At 59.4% G+C, this 15,843-nt stretch carries 10 protein-coding genes; 4 read left to right on the plus strand and 6 right to left on the minus strand.

From position 1 onward, the window contains the following. Positions 1–104: 104 nt before the first annotated feature. Positions 105–5,000 carry a dermonecrotic toxin domain-containing protein gene (locus J3Q04_RS25195; protein ID WP_434608775.1) on the minus strand — a complete coding sequence of 1,632 codons (4,896 nt, stop codon included), beginning with the start codon at positions 4,998–5,000 and terminating at the stop codon, positions 105–107. 265 nt (positions 5,001–5,265) lie between these two features. Beyond that, entirely contained in the window at positions 5,266–6,162 is an 897-nt protein-coding gene (locus tag J3Q04_RS25200) for a homocysteine S-methyltransferase family protein (RefSeq protein ID WP_434608773.1), read from the minus strand. Between the two features lie 113 nt (positions 6,163–6,275). Here J3Q04_RS25200 and J3Q04_RS25205 point away from each other — a divergent pair, with 113 nt between their 5' ends. The 3 genes from J3Q04_RS25205 to J3Q04_RS25215 all read left to right on the plus strand — a co-directional run bounded on the left by J3Q04_RS25205 (position 6,276) and on the right by J3Q04_RS25215 (position 10,211). Beyond that, positions 6,276–7,097 carry an ABC transporter substrate-binding protein gene (locus J3Q04_RS25205; protein WP_434608771.1) on the plus strand — a complete coding sequence of 274 codons (822 nt, stop codon included), beginning with the start codon at positions 6,276–6,278 and terminating at the stop codon, positions 7,095–7,097. Further along, positions 7,094–7,930 (plus strand): amino acid ABC transporter permease, encoded by an 837-nt coding sequence (locus J3Q04_RS25210; RefSeq protein WP_434608769.1) that lies wholly within the window; start codon positions 7,094–7,096, stop codon positions 7,928–7,930. Before J3Q04_RS25205 ends, J3Q04_RS25210 begins: the two co-directional genes overlap by 4 nt. Before the next feature lie 190 nt (positions 7,931–8,120). Further along, positions 8,121–10,211, plus strand: a complete 2,091-nt coding sequence (locus J3Q04_RS25215; RefSeq protein ID WP_434608767.1) for an autotransporter outer membrane beta-barrel domain-containing protein — start codon at positions 8,121–8,123, stop codon at positions 10,209–10,211. A 63-nt stretch (positions 10,212–10,274) separates the two neighbouring features. Here J3Q04_RS25215 and oadA read toward each other — a convergent pair whose 3' ends face one another. After that, on the minus strand, positions 10,275–12,083 hold the full coding sequence (oadA, locus tag J3Q04_RS25220) for a sodium-extruding oxaloacetate decarboxylase subunit alpha (RefSeq protein WP_305497698.1): 1,809 nt from the start codon (positions 12,081–12,083) through the stop codon (positions 10,275–10,277). 12 nt (positions 12,084–12,095) lie between these two features. Then, positions 12,096–13,511 carry an acetyl-CoA carboxylase biotin carboxylase subunit gene (locus J3Q04_RS25225; protein WP_420766105.1) on the minus strand — a complete coding sequence of 472 codons (1,416 nt, stop codon included), beginning with the start codon at positions 13,509–13,511 and terminating at the stop codon, positions 12,096–12,098. Between the two features lie 187 nt (positions 13,512–13,698). Here J3Q04_RS25225 and J3Q04_RS25230 point away from each other — a divergent pair, with 187 nt between their 5' ends. After that, positions 13,699–14,661, plus strand: coding sequence for a LysR family transcriptional regulator (locus J3Q04_RS25230; protein ID WP_420766104.1), 963 nt, complete (start codon positions 13,699–13,701; stop codon positions 14,659–14,661). Here J3Q04_RS25230 and J3Q04_RS25235 read toward each other — a convergent pair. Further along, a complete protein-coding gene (locus J3Q04_RS25235) occupies positions 14,603–14,812 on the minus strand; it encodes a PA3496 family putative envelope integrity protein (RefSeq protein ID WP_434561552.1) in 210 nt (69 codons plus the stop codon). The genes J3Q04_RS25230 and J3Q04_RS25235 overlap by 59 nt on opposite strands. Before the next feature lie 155 nt (positions 14,813–14,967). Then, positions 14,968–15,834: a transcriptional regulator HexR gene (gene hexR, locus J3Q04_RS25240; protein WP_003187110.1), complete on the minus strand. Its 867-nt coding sequence runs from the start codon at positions 15,832–15,834 to the stop codon at positions 14,968–14,970. Between the last annotated feature and the right edge of the window lie 9 nt (positions 15,835–15,843).

Genomic DNA, 15,843 nt, shown 5'->3' on the forward strand with positions numbered 1-15,843 from the left:
GAAGCCATACATATATATAGGCAACCTTGGACAGCCACGTGCATATGTGAATACGTGTTTCCGCAGGGTTGCCATCGCGAGCCAGCCACGCGACGGCGATTGGATCACTCCGCTTTTGGTGGTCGTCTCGTGGTTAGAAATCGACTGAGGGATTCGGGTGTCACGCCCTCGTTGGCATACTGCCAGGCCCATTCGGGTATTCCCCCGTGATGACTCAGGTAGCGTGCGAAGCTCAGACGACTGTGCTCCGCCCGGTTGCCTGAAAACCTGAAGCGCCGCAGCAATTGCTGGGCCTCTCCTTGGCTCACTGCGTAAGTCCCCAGAAGCAGTTGGTGCGCACGAGCTTCCTCGTTTAGCAGGCTGTCCACCAACGCGCCCGCGAAAGCCGATTCGGACGCCAGCGAACCAGGCCGCTGGAGCGTTTCGCGAATCAGGTCGTCGCTGTATTGCACGCTGACCAGATCGTCCCAGAGGCTTCTGGCCCCCTCGGCTGTGATTGCGGCCATATTGTGAATCGAGCTCCAGACGGCAGGGGTTTGCAACAACAAAGAGACCCGGCTATTAGAAGGAGGATTTCCTGGCGTGCTGAACAGTCTGGCGACGGCGGGTAGATCGTTGTCCATCAGGTTCCCGCGCACGCCGCCAATGAATCGCATGAAGTTCACCAACGGCCGCTGATGGAAAATAATGTCCCGGACGTTATCGTCGTCAAACGCCCGCATCCAACCGATATCGATATCGCCGGTAATCACGACTTCCGTATAACGAGTAGTGGTATAGGCGGCAATGAGCCGAAGCCGCCCATCGGTAAGGCTCGGATCGCGTATCCACTGCGACACCACGCTCAATGGCAGCATGCCGCCCAGGTTGGAAGTGATAACTGGGGACTGCAAAGCGATTTCGGCGCGCCTGAGCAAATCGGGAAACCGGCCAAGGGCTACCCTGAGCAAGTCGACAAGGTCTTCGGCGCGGTCATAGTAAATGTACTGATCCATCAACCGCGCATCGTCACTAACAAGCTTGCCTGTTTCGCGCTCAAGTCTGCGCTGGACATCCTTGAGGTCACCCCGATCTATCAGATAAGCATCCCCCACCAGCTCATCCAACTGTTCATGGCTCATTTCGCCGTGCAAGGCCTGGTCAAACTTGACGTAGGCCATGAGATTCCGGGGATGGTGATCGGTCAGCTCCCGGGCCCTCAGGCCGTATTCAAGCATGATGTGCAAGACGTCCTGGGAGAGCATGAGGTATTCGTTGTTCATCAGTTCGAGAATTTCTCGATCAACAATTGGACCCAATAATATGTCCTCGAAAAACTTGATCAGGTCGTCTTCGTTGGCCTGGTAAAAAGGAAAATCGCTCTGTATCAATTGGCCAGGCGTTCGTGGCGAGAAATGTCTGGCGATGCTATGCAGCATTTCCGGAGGCAAGCTCAAGGATTGTACATTTCGCAAATAGTCACGCAGCGAAGCTTCGGCGTATGAACGCAAATAGTTCATGATCGGTTGGAACAAGCGATGCGGATTGGGGGCCCCATGAATAATTTGCGTCAGGTCAAGCACCGCCGCCTTTCCCAGAAGTTGCTCCAACGTTGGCGCATTATCGACAAGCGCCTGCCGTATCCCGGAGACTTGCGGCGTTAGAAAACTACGGATATTGGGGTGCTGATCGATGTAATCGGCGGCGGCATTACGCAGCCCTCTTATCGAGAAGTCCCCCTGTAGCCTCCCATCATTCAGGCCGCGAGCAACGGCGTTAAAAAAGCAGTCACCGTCGGCGGTGATCTCCATGACGCGATTGCCCAAGACCAGGCTGTAATGATTTTGGCCCGTGCGCCGCAGGACAACATCCGTGTTCGCTCTGTCGGGATGAACACTGCTTGGATATACACGTTCGTCCCGCCCTGGGGTGTAGCGCACTGACCATGCGCGGCTGGCGGATACTTCATCAATGATCAACAAGCTGCGACTCTGTGGCCAACTCGGTACCTGCGTGATGATGGAGGGGACCAGGTCCATGATCTCGTTGTCCCAGTTGCCCAAGGTACGAACGGCGTCGGCGATACCCGGGTCAGTCAGGGCAGGGACCTTGGGCTTGGAAGGGCCCGACGGAGGCGGCGTTTGGGAAGGCCGTTTACCCCCGCCCTGGCCGAATCCCACGGCGCGCCATTCGCCATTGGGCATGCGTGCCACGGTACTTCTCATCACACCACTGGAACGGATACTCAGACCCGTCAATGGATCGACGATCGTGGCCTCGGTGGCGGTCATCTTCGTGTGATCGTGTACGCGAAAAACCGTCCCGTCGGGTTGCCGCACATAGACCTGTGCCGTGCCGTCATTGTTGAGCCTGGGACGATAGAAGCCTTGGGCATCAGGGGTCAGCCCTCGGATCGGAGCCGTGTCCTTAACGGCGTAACGATGATAGATCGCGTCCTCCAGGGGCAATCCGGCCAACGCTTCGTCTGCCTGTTGACGAGCTTTCACCGCCAAAAACGAGGCTTGGCCTCGTGATGGGATCATCCATCCGTGGGCACCGCCCTGCCCAAGACGGTTAGCCACTTTGTCGATGAAGACCAAGGTATCGAGATCCCGAGGAACCACACCGCTCCTGAGCATGAACGAGCCGGTTCTCACGGCTCGCTTGAATAGCTGGACACCCGGCACCGCCAGCACACCTGCTACTTCCAACAGAATACCGACCGTCATCAAGAACACCCGGACAGCGTAGTGACGCTGGACGTCCAGGTTGCTGTTGGACAAGTGATCGGCATGGGCGCTATGAAAATCTACATAAGCTCGATGAAGCGCCTCCAACAAGTCACCCGTAATCAAGCAGCCCCGAATCAACGGCCGACCGCGCCGCTGCGCTGATGAACCCTTCAATTCGTCAGCATCGGGCGCGGAAATCCGCGAGCGGAAATACGCCTGCCATTTTTCTTGCGGCAGAAGCTTCCCGACGCCCTCACCCAGATCGGAAAATTCCTGGAAGTCGTCGCCATCAGGGCTGTCTGGAAAGTACACCCCGACGGGGCCCTTGATTTCTGGTCCGAGCTGATCGGTAAAAATCAGCGCGCCATCCACGCTGAAGGCGTTGCCCATCGTTCCATGCTGCCCTCCCGCCCCCACGCTTCCTCCGAGCAGCAGGCCATGGACATGCACCCTTCGTCCGAAGACTTGGGCACGAGCCTCCGCCATCGGAGACTTCAACACGGCGGCCAACCAGAGAGGCACCAGCTTTTGCAGCTTCGGTGGGTTGCCGGTCTTGTCCAGGCCAGTAGCCTTGAACACGCTGTCGCCCCTCAGCCCGGCCTCGTAGCCCTTGAACTTCAAGTTCGCCAGATACGCCGCTTGCCATGCCGCCTTGTATTGCGGTTTGTTCATCTCCTCTCGCAGCAGGATTTCATAGTTGCCGCCGGCATCCAGGCTCTTGGCCATGCGGGCGAGTTCGCTCCCGGTCAGGGTGAGCGGAACGTCATTATCCGGGTGTCGAATGCGCTGGCAGTGCTGATCGACAAGATAGACCGTCGACACTTCGCTCATTGCCTCCGGATAATCTGGCGGGCGGAGATTATCTAGCATCAGCTGGGTCAGGCTGACGGTGCGCGACTGTCTTGGGTTGGCTTTGTTGCCAAAAGACAGCGTCACCTGGGTCCGATCCGGATCGGGCTTAATGGCCGGGTGCAACGTTTGCTTAAGGTATTGCTTGATCTTCTCCTGAGTGAATTGCACGAGCGACTGGACGCGACCACTCAGTTCATAAACCCCCTGGTACACCTGCGCTTCCAGACGACGATAGGTCGCTTGCTCAGACAGTGTCGCGGATGCGTAGAAGACCGGACGGTTGTTTTCGACTCGGGTCAACCGACGCACCGCCAATGGCCCGGAGAGCGATAGCACAGGCAGACTCAGGGCTTCTTCTGCCTGTTGGGCAAAAGCTTCCAAGGTCATCGTCCCGTCGATGGGTGTGCTCAGGAATTTCTCGAGCGCTGCGCTTTGCCGCTGGAAAAGAGCCGAGGCCGCCACTTCAAACACATGTTCGGACAGCTCGGAGGAAATATTCAGGATCGTGCGTTCCTGCCCGTCATAGAGCGGCTTCACCGCAGCGGTCATTGCCTCGAAGGACGGGAAGCCCTGCAAGCCGCCTTCCAGGGAATATAAAAACAACCGTTGTCGTTCAGTTTGTTTGATCACCATTGCGGCGGCCCACTGCTGCGGCGTTGCGCGCCCCATATCGAGCATGACCGCATAGACATGCGGGATGGGCGCTCGCTGCAAGCGCCCCCTGTCGAGCATGGAGGGGTGAGTGCTGATGATGTTCAACAGGCGGTCATCCTCGGCCTGCTGCGTTCGCTCATTCGGTGAGGCAGCCGGCTTGCGGTCGGCTTTGTACAGGCTGCAAAGGTGCAGGAAGCGCCTTGAAAGCAGATGAGCGAAAACCGCTTGCGCCGTCGATGAGCCTGCCCTGTCGAGGATGCCCGCCCAGCGCTCGCTGTTGCGAAAGAGACTGAGGTCGTCACGCAATTGCTGCCTCACCGTCTCGTTGGTGGTCGGGCCAGCTATGTAAAACGCCGACTCCATCGCTTGTAGGATTTTGCTATCCGCAGGGGAGGAAAAAATGCTGTCAGCTTCGTCCACGGTATCCGGGCGAATGTAGAAACCCACGGCACCGGCCGTATAGGTGGGCGGCGTATCGGTTTTCAAACTGCTACGCATCACGTCGGTAAAACTCTGCGAGTGCGTCAACGCGCGCCCGCCATTCGGATCGATGGCGAAGTGATTCACGTAGCAATGATCAGGGTCGATGTGTTCAAGCAGCGATGGACGGAGCTTACGCTCGGGTATTTTTTTCTTGATCGAGCTGACCAACAGATTATTGATCACCGAATCGAAATTCGGCAGGCCGGCGAATAGAAGCGCCAGGCTCTTCTGGTTGGCGTCCAGCAGCTTTGATTGCCGCAGCTGCTCTTTGCCGGCGGCGCTCAGGTCGCCGTCTGGCATGAGCGTTTCTGTTGGTACAGGCTCGCAGGACGGCTGGCGGTCACCACTCAATGGCGCCGCGTTGGGTATCGGGAGGGGGCTGGGTTGATTTGTCGAATCAGAGGGCATTGGACTGTCCAAGGGTTGATTGGAAAGTCCGGAAACCTAACGCGTCAGTCGCGCAGCACGGCCATACATATGTATGGCGTCGCTGTCGTTTTGGGTAAAAATCGTAAGCGGGGATGAACGAGCGGTCGGCCAATTCCTCGGCCAACCGCCACGCCTCTCAACCCAATCGTCGCGCCAGGACGGCGATATGCTCCGGCCCGATTCCGCAGCAGCCCCCCAGGTGACTGGCCCCGCGCTTTTGCCAGTCCGTTGCCCACTGAAGATACCCCGGTGGATCAAGGTCGTCGCGCAATGGGTCCAACCCGTCGTTGGCGGTCGCCTCCTTGGGCTGCGGCGGAAACGCGTTGGCGTAGGCACCGATGTGGATTTTCACGCCCAGGCGCTCGAACGTCTGCCGCGCGGCATCGATGGCGCCACCGATCACCTCCGGCTGACTGCAGTTGAACAGGAGCGTCTCGACGCCCAGCTGCGCTGCGACGGCCGCGGCATCCGCCACGGGTTCACCGGAACGCAGGCGCGGCACTTCATCCGTGTCCTCGTCTTTCAAGGTGAACGAGAGCCAGAACGGCTTGCCATCCCGTGGGATCCCGGCACGGATGGCTCGTGCCTCGACCGTTGAGCTTTGGGTTTCTGCCAGCCACAGGTCGACGTGGGGCGCCAGTCCCGCCATCAAAGGCGCCAGCAGCTCACTTGCACGGGACGCATCGAACAGATCGGGACGGTAGGAACCGAACAGCGGCGGCAGCGACCCGGCCACTCGTACGGTTTTGCCTGAAGCCTGCACCGCCCGCCGCGCCAGTTCACCGGCCAAAGCCGCCAGTGCCTGACCTTCGGCGGCAAAACGCGCCTCGCCAATATGGAACGGCACCACGGCGTAACTGTTGCTGGTGATCACGTTGGCGCCGCTGGCGATATAAGCGGCATGGACATCTTCCACTGCCTGGGGCGCTTCGCTCAATGCCAGCGCCGACCACTCGGGCTGTCGAAACGGCGCGCCACGGCGTTGCAATTCACGGCCCATGCCACCATCGAGAATGACTGTTGCTACGCCCATATGCGATTCACTCATAAGCTTATGAAAAATACTCACTACCGGAGTAGTTCTTATAACTATTTAATGCGCACTCTTTCGCCAATCACAACCTCTTTTTCAACCAGGGATCGCCCATGAAATTTCAACCGTTGCTGGCCCTGGGCCTGGGTCTGCTGGCTGCGTCTTCCCAAGCGCTCGCAGGTATCACCCTGGATCGTATCGAACAGAAAAAAGAGCTCGTCGGCGTGTTGATGGAAAGCTATCCCCCTTTCTCGTTCCTCAATGACCAGAACCAGCTTGACGGTTTCGACGTGGACGTCGCCAAGGCCGTCGCGCAGAAACTGGGTGTGAAGCTGCGCCTGGAAACGCCGTCCTGGGACGTGATTGCGACCGGTCGCTGGAGCGGGCGCTACGATATCTGCATCTGCTCCATGACACCGAGCAAGGCCCGCGCCGAGGTGTTCGATTTCCCGGTGCAGTACTACGCCTCGCCAGCGGTCATCGTGGTCAATGCCAAGGACGACAGCATCCATGGCGCCAAGGATCTGAGCGGCAAGAAGGTCGGCCTGACCAGCGCGTCCAGCTATGAGAGCTACTTGAACAAGAACCTGGTCATTGAAGGCGCGGAAGATACCCGGTTGAGCTATCCGTTCGAGAACGTACAGATCGCCCCGTATGACACCGATAACGTGGCGTTCCAAGACCTCGGCCTGGGCGCCGGAGTGCGCCTGGACGCGGTGCTGACCAACCTGGTGACCGCTCAGCCACGCCTGACCGAAGACAAGCGCTTCAAACTCGCTGGCGAAGCGCTGTATGCCGAGCCGAACTCGGTCGCCATCGAAAAGGGTGACGCCGAGTGGAACAGCAAAGTGCAAGAAGTCTTCGCCCAACTGAAACAGGACGGCACCCTGAGCAAGCTCTCGCAAAAATGGATCGGCGCCGACATCAGCCAATGACTTCCATTCCGCCTCCTGTCCAGCTACCGCCACCGGTGACTGAGTCGCGCCTGCATAAAATCTTCGGCTTTCGCACACGCTTGTACGTGACGTGGGCGGTCATGCTGGTGCTGTTCGCCAGTTTTTTCCTGAGTTTCGACCTGAAGTTCTCGATCATCCTCGACAAACTGCCGAACCTGCTCGGTTTGCATCTGGCCCCCAACGGCTTCCTGCAGGGCGCGGTGCTGACGTTGTTCCTGTGCCTGTGCTCGATCGTCGCGTCGTCACTCCTGGGCTTCATCACCGCGCTGGCGCGGCTGTCCAGCAGTGCGGTGGCGTTCGGCATCGCCAGCTTCTATGCGTCGTTCTTTCGCGGCACCCCGCTGTTGATCCAGATTTTGCTGATCTACCTGGGCCTGCCCCAGCTGGGCATCGTTCCTGGCGCCATTGCCGCCGGCATCATCGCGTTGTCACTGAACTACGGCGCCTACCTGAGCGAAATCTTCCGCGCCGGCATCCTCGGCGTTCCCCACGGCCAACGCGAAGCCTCCCTCGCCCTGGGCATGGGCGAAACCGTGATCTTCTGGCGCGTCACCCTGCCCCAGGCCATGCGCACCATCATCCCGCCGACCACCAACCAATTCATCTCCATGCTCAAGGACTCCTCCCTGATCTCGGTGATGGGCGTCTGGGAAGTGATGTTCCTGGCGCAATCTTATGGTCGCTCCAGCTATCGCTATATCGAAATGCTGACCACGGCGGCGATTATCTACTGGCTGATGTCCATTGCGCTGGAGCTGATTCAAGCGCGGATGGAGCGGCATTATGGAAAGGCTTATCTAAAGCGCAGCTGATCGATCGTGTATGAACCTGCTGTAGGGTAAAGCTACAGGCTCCGCCAGCCATCGCGACGATGGAGGGAACCGAGCACGACCGGCCTACGCTCTTCATCCGCCAATTCGCCTCTGCGGCGAGAAGATGGCTGGCATCGCCGCTTTCGGTGAATTTTTAAAGTGCGACCTTCTCCACTACAGGTCGCATTCAATGCCTACCCAACACCTATTCCTGCCCCACCATCTTGCCTTGGCAATAACCTTGACCCTCGGCTGTGCCGAGGTTTCGATGGCCCAGTCAGTTACCGAGGACGCCCGCCCCGTTGAAACAACCGCGAAGATGCAGGCGAGGCTCAAGGCGTTCGCGGCGGCGCCGGATACAAACATCGAACCGGTCATCAAGGCGCAGGAAGCGCCCCTATCGATGAGCGACGGCAATGACCTGGTGATTGTCAGTAAGCAAGGCGAACTTTTCGGGCCCACTGACGGCGGCGGCGGTACCAATGTTCTGCAGTTGGATATCAGCAAGGGAGGCGTAATCGGCCCAACCGGCAACTTCAACGATCTATACCTCAAGCAAGGCGAATGGTCGAACGGTGGCGCGCTCACCGGTGCAAGCCTGGTTGACTCAAAGGCAAAGCTGGCCAACACCGGTCAGATAACGGGCGCGGTGCATGTGCTTGGCGTATTCCATAACCCAGGTACCGTGACCGGGCCTGTGTTCGTTGGAAAAAACGGCACGTTCAGCGGCAACGGGACGGTCGACGCGCTGGATGTGGCGGGTTTGATCGAAGTCGCTCCAGTCATGGGTGCCCCCTCGGTTACCCATGACCTCAAGCTGTCCAAAAGCGCGACGCTGGCTTATGCAGTCGACACGGAGAAAGGCGGCGCCACGATCAAGGTTGGCGGTACCGCGACGTTAGGCAATGCGACGTTGAAGATCACGTCTCTGTCGGGCGAGTCCATCGCTGAGAACAAACACGTCGTGATAAAAGCGCAAAAAGTCGAAGGGAAGTTCGGGAACGTCATCAACGAACTGGCATTGATGACGGCAACACCTGAGTACGCCACGGGAGAGGTAGGATTGACCCTTGCGCTTAAGGACAAGGTGCCCAACGAGATCGCGCCCACGGTTAATAGCCAAGCGGTTATAGGCAGTATCGTGGAACACCATGCCGAAGCAACGGAGGCTGGCCCCGTCGTCGCTTTACCCGCTGAACAAATATCCGCCACAGAATCGCAAACCCGTCATCCCGAGTCATATCCCAACGAACCCGCGAAAGTGGCAGCCAACCCCAAACCCAACGCCGCCATCAATGCCCTGCTCGGTACCAACATGGCCACCGCCGCCGATGCCATCGACCAACTGGGCGGTTACGACACGGCAGACCTGGGCAGTGCTACTTTAAGCAGCGTCGCACCGATCAGCTCGGGAATGCTCTCCGCCATGGGCCGGAACAACCCGACGGGTGAGCATGGCAATGGCCAGGTCTGGGTCCAGGCCATCGGCAACAACGGCAGCCTCGCCAAGCAATTGGGCAGCTTTGCCCTGAAGCATTCGACCAAAGGTTTGATGCTGGGAACCGACTGGGCCGTCAGCCCCGATTGGCGCCTGGGCGTCATCGGCAGCAAAACCCAGACACGGCTGGACAGCTATCAATTCGACGGCGCGCTCGACAGTTGGCTGGTGGGTGCCTATGCCTTGCGCCAGGATGGGCCAGTGGCCCTGCGCCTGGGTGCCATTTATGGCAGCCATGACGGAAGCACCAAACGCCATGTTGCGTTCAATGGTTTCAGGGATCACCTCAAGGGTCGCTACGACGCCACGACACAACAGATCTTTGGACAGGTCGGCTACAACCTGGACGTCGGACACTTCGATATGGAGCCCTACATCCAGGTGGGTTACCAACGCTACCAACGCGACGCCTATGCAGAAAAAGGTGGCGATGCTGCATTGCAATACCACGACCAGAGCCAGGAACACTTCAGCAGCGATCTCGGCCTGCGTATCGCCCTCCCTTTTGCGTTCGACCAAGGCATGCGGTTGACGCCACGCGTGGATGTCGGCTGGAAACACCTATACGGCGACATCAGGGGCAGCTCCCATCAACGCCTGGCTAACGGTGGCAGCACCTACATCATCCAAGGGGTGGAACTGGACCGGGACAGCCTGCTCTTGCAAGCGGGGTTGGACCTGGCCATGTCGCCACGTCACACCCTGGGGTTGAGCTACAGCGCAGAAACGGGCCAGGACAACCGTAACGGCGCGTTGACCGGGCAATGGCGGATGGCGTTCTAACGGGCAAAAAAAAGGGGAGCACCTGCTCCCCCGAGGTAAAACGTTATATCGCGGCTGTTCGGATCAGCCTTCGATTTCCACCAGGATTTCGCCCGGATTGACCCGGTCGCCCTTGGCTACATGAATCGCCGTGACCTTGCCTGGGATGGCGGCCTGGACTTCGGTCTCCATTTTCATGGCTTCGGTAATCAGCACTGCTTGGCCGGCCTTCACCACGTCGCCCTCCTTGACCAGCACATCAACGATGTTGCCTGGCATGGTGGTGCTGACGTGGCCCGGCGCGGTGGCTTGCTTGCGCTTGCTGCTGCCGCCGCTGACGAACTCATTGAGCGGTTCGAACACGACCTCTTCCGGCATACCATCGATGGAGAGATAAAAATGCCGCTTGCCCTCGGCCTTGACGCCTACGCCGGTGATGTCGACGCGATAGGTTTCGCCGTGGACATCGATGACGAATTCGGTCGGTACACCTTCGCCGCCAGCGGAGCTCACGCTGCCCGCCTCTGGGATAGGCAGCAGTACTTCGGGGGTCAAGGTGCCGGCTTCACGCTCCTCGAGGAACTTGCGCCCGATGTCCGGGAACATCGCGTAGGTCAGCACGTCTTCCTCGGATTTGGCCAAGGCACCGATTTCACCACGCAACCGGGTCATTTCCGGCTTGAGCAAATCGGCCGGACGCACGTCGATTACTTCTTCGCTGCCGATGGCCTGGCGACGCAGCTTCTCGTTCACCGCGCCAGGTGCCTTGCCGTATCCGCCTTGCAGGTAGAGCTTCACTTCGTTGGTGATGGTCTTGTAGCGCTCACCGGCCAATACGTTGAAGAACGCCTGGGTGCCGACGATCTGCGAGGTCGGGGTCACCAGCGGCGGGAAGCCGAGGTCTTCGCGTACTCGTGGGATTTCCGCCAGCACTTCGTTCATGCGGTTCAGTGCGCCCTGCTCTTTCAACTGGTTGGCCAGGTTGGAAATCATTCCACCCGGAACCTGGTTGACTTGGACGCGGGTGTCCACCGCGGTGAATTCACTCTCGAACTGATGATATTTTTTGCGAACGGCGTAGAAGTACAGGCCGATTTCCTGCAGCAGTTCCAGGTCCAGGCCGGTGTCGAATTCGCTGCCCTTGAGAGCGGCGACCATCGACTCGGTGCCTGGATGGCTGGTGCCCCAGGCGAAGCTGGAGATCGCGGTATCGATGTGATCGGCGCCGTTTTCGACAGCCTTGAGCTGGCACATCGCGGCGAGGCCGGCGGTGTCGTGGGAATGGATGAAGACCGGCAGCGATTGCTCGGCTTTCAGGGCTTTGACCAATTCGCCAGTGGCGTAGGGGGTCAGCAGCCCGGCCATGTCCTTGATCGCCACCGAGTCGCAACCCATGGCTTCCATCTGCTTGGCCTGGGCCACGAATGCTTCGATGGTGTGCACCGGACTGGTGGTATAGGCGATGGTGCCCTGGGCATGCTTGCCGGCAGCCTTCACCGCTTCGATGGCGACCCGCAGGTTACGCACGTCGTTCATCGCATCGAAGATACGGAACACATCGATGCCGTTGACCGCAGCCTTGGCCACGAACGCCTTGACCACGTCGTCGCTGTAATGGCGGTAGCCCAGCAGGTTCTGGCCGCGCAGGAGCATTTGCAGGCGGGTGTTGGGCAGCGCCGCACGCAGTTGGCGCAGGCGCTCCCACGGGTCTTCCTTCAGAAAGCGCACGCAGGCGTCGAAGGTTGCGCCGCCCCAGACTTCCAGCGACCAATAGCCGACTTTGTCGAGCTTGTCGCAGATCGGCAGCATGTCTTCGGTGCGCATGCGAGTGGCGAGCAGCGATTGGTGGGCGTCGCGCAGGATTGTGTCGGTTACGTGGATCTTCTTGGACATTGTCATGATTCCTTACAGGCCTGCGTGGGCGGCAATGGCGGCGGCGATGGCCAAGGCCAGCTCTTCGGGTTTGCGCTTGATCGAGTAGTTGGTCAGTTCCGGATGGCTTTCAACGAAGCTGGTATTGAACTGGCCGCTGCGGAACTCCGGATTGCGCAGGATTTCCTGGTAATACGCGGCGGTGGTCTTGACCCCTTGCAGGCGCATGTCATCCAGGGCCCGCAAGCCGCGGTCCATCGCTTCTTCCCAGGTCAGCGCCCAGACCACCAGCTTCAGGCACATCGAATCGTAGAACGGCGGAATGGTGTAACCGGTGTAGATCGCCGTGTCGGTGCGCACGCCCGGGCCACCCGGGGCGTAGTAGCGGGTGATCTTGCCGAAGCTGGGCAGGAAGTTGTTTTTCGGGTCCTCGGCGTTGATGCGGAACTGCAACGCAAAGCCGCGGTGCTGGATGTCTTCCTGCTTGACCGACAGCGGCAGCCCGGAGGCGATGCGAATCTGCTCGCGCACCACGTCGATACCGGTGATTTCTTCGGTAATGGTGTGCTCTACCTGGACCCGGGTATTCATCTCCATGAAGTACACCTCGCCTTCGGCGAGCAGGAACTCAACGGTACCGGCATTCTCGTAACCGACAGCCTTGGCGGCGCGCACAGACAGGTCGCCGATATAGGCACGCTGTTCGGGGGTCAGTTGCGGGCTGGGGGCGATTTCGATCAGCTTCTGGTTGCGGCGCTGGATCGAGCAGTCCCGTTCGAACAGGTGCACCACATTGCCGAAACTGTCGCCCAGGATCTGCGCTTCGATGTGCTTGGGATTGACGATGCATTTTTCGAGGAACACTTCCGCCGATCCAAACGCCTTCGTGGCTTCGGAGATGACACGCGGGAAGGCCTGTTCGAGTTCTTCGCGGCTGTTGCAGCGACGGATACCCCGACCGCCGCCACCGGACGTAGCCTTAAGCATTACCGGGTAACCGATTCGGTCGCCTTCGGCCAGGGCTTCTTCGATGCCCGCGACGTTGCCTTCGGTGCCTGGCGTCACCGGTACGCCCGCCTTGATCATGCTGCGGCGCGCTTCGGTCTTGTCGCCCATCCGCCGAATGACTTCCGCCGACGGACCGATGAATTTTATTCCGCGTTCAGCGCAGATATCTGCCAGCTCGGCGTTTTCCGACAGAAAGCCATAGCCGGGGTGCAAGGCATCGCAGCCTGTTTCCACGGCGAGGTTGACCAATTTGCGCGGGTTGAGGTAACCGGCCAGCGGATCGGCGCCAATGCTGTGGGCCTCGTCCGCGCGCTTGACATGCAGCGCATGGCGGTCCGCGTCGGAGTAGACCGCGACCGAGCGAATGCCCATCTCGGCGCAGGCGCGCACGATGCGGACGGCAATCTCACCACGGTTGGCGATCAGGATCTTTGTTATCAATTGGAGGTTCCCTTGAGCCGGTGATACCACGGCCTGGGATCCAGGCCGACGCGTGACCAGATGTAACAATTGGTCGCAGCCCCACACTAGTCCTGGCTGGGGATTAACAAAAATGAATAATTATTGGGTCACGCATAAGCAAACACTTATAGTTGGGTGATCAGTCTCGGACCAGAGTGCTTGAAAAATGCGTAAGTCATTGATGCGTATGACGTTGCGTCAGCTGCAAATCTTCAATGAGGTGTGCGATCTGAGGTCCTACAGCCGTGCGGCGGATGAAATGTCTCTCACGCAACCGGCCGTTAGCCTACAGATTCGATCCCTGGAAGAGCTGATCGGCCAGCCGTTGTTTGAGTATGTCGGCAAAAAACTCTACATGACCGAAGCCGCCGAAGCGCTGCAACGCGCCAGCCGGGATATCTTCGGGCGTTTGGAAAACCTCGATATGCAGCTTTCCGACATGCAGGGCTCGCTGCAAGGCCAGCTGAAGCTTGCGGTGGAGTCCAGCGCCAAGTACTTCGTCCCGCATCTGTTCGCCGCGTTCAAGCGCCAGCATCCGGAGGTCAACCTGAACCTTACGGTGGTCAATCGCGGCCAAGTCATCCGCAGGCTTTCGGATAACCGGGATGACCTGGTGATCATGTCCATGGTGCCCCAGGACATGGGCCTGGAGTTTCTGCCGTTTCTCAATAATCCCATCGTTGCGGTGGCGCCGCCCGATCATCCGCTGTGCCACATGGGCTCATTGCGCTTGCAAGACCTGGAACCCTATACGCAGCTGTTGCGCGAGCCGGGTTCAGGCACGCGGCTGGCCTGTGAGGAATATTTCAAGGAGAAACGGGTGCATTTCACCCAGACGCTGGAGGTGGCGTCTGCCGAAGCCCAGCGTGAATGCGTGGTGGCCGGGCTGGGCGTGGCGCTCTTGACGCGCCACGCCGTGAGCCGGGAATTGTCGTCGGGCGCGCTCATCGAGTTGCCGGTGGAGGAGCTTCCGCTGTATCGCAGCTGGTGCCTTGTACAGGCCCGGGCCAAGCGCCTGTCACCGGTGGCTCATGCGTTTCTGGCATTCGTTCGCGGCGAACGTGCGCAGATCATCGGCTTGGTTGAGCGTTTCGACGGGAAACCGCCGGCGTTGCCTGCCAGTAATTGATTTCCATCAGGTCAGGATATTCGCTTATTTGCGCCAGGAGCTGACGCTGCTCATAGCGGTCTTCGATGGCACGACGGAACGCCATGCGGCGCTGGTCTTCCTGCTGGCGACGGGTTTTGGCGGCGCTGCGTTCTTCGTAGGACTGGGTCATGTCGAGACTCCCAAGACGTATACGGGAGCTTCACGATGACGGTGAGGGATGACGGTTTGGCGGCGCGAGCGTTACAGAACGATGAATTCGGCCAAATGCCCCGTGGCGAGGGAGCTTGCTCCCTCGCCCAAAAGCCCTGACTTCCAAGGCCGCGTTCAGTCGTCCAGCGCCTTCACCGACTTGGGTGACAACCGCAAGCTGCGAAGGCTGCGCTTCACGCTCTTGAGGTGGTTGACCAGGCTTGGGCCACGCGCCATGGCGACGCCCATCGCCAGCACATCGATAACCACCAGGTGGGCAATGCGCGACGTCAACGGCGTATAGATTTCCGTGTCTTCGTGCACGTCGATCGCCAGGTTCACGGTGGAGAGCTCAGCCAGCGGTGTCTGGCTCGGACACAAGGTGATCAGCGAGGCGCCGCTTTCACGCACCAGATTGGCAGTGATCAACAGATCCTTGGAGCGCCCCGACTGGGAAATACAGATCGCCACGTCGGTCGGCTTCAACGTGACGGCCGACATGGCCTGCATGTGCGGGTCGGAATAAGCCGCCGCCGTCAGCAGCAACCGGAAAAACTTGTGCTGGGCGTCGGCCGCCACCGCACCCGAGGCGCCGAACCCGTAGAACTCGACACGTTGGGCCTGGGACATTGCCGTCACGGCTTTCTGCAGCGCGACCGGGTCAAGTTTCTCGCGGACCTCCATCAGGGTGTGCAGCGTCGTGTCGAAAATTTTCAGGCTATAGTCGGCGACCGAATCGTCTTCATGAATAGCGAACTGCCCGAAACTGGCACCGGCCGCCAGGCTTTGCGCCAATTTGAGCTTCAAGTCCTGGAAACCCGAGCAACCGATAGCCCGGCAAAAACGCACGATGGTTGGTTCGCTGATGCCAACGCTGTGGGCCAGATCGGCCATGGAACTGTGCATCACGGCCGCGGGATCAAGCAGTACATGATCGGCGACTTTCAGCTCCGATTTGCGCAGCAAGTGGCGTGACTGGGCAATGTGTTGCAACAGGTTCAAGGGGCTGGA

Origin of the sequence: Pseudomonas sp. D4-21, from assembly GCF_051132125.1 — a bacterium.
Lineage (GTDB): Bacteria > Pseudomonadota > Gammaproteobacteria > Pseudomonadales > Pseudomonadaceae > Aquipseudomonas.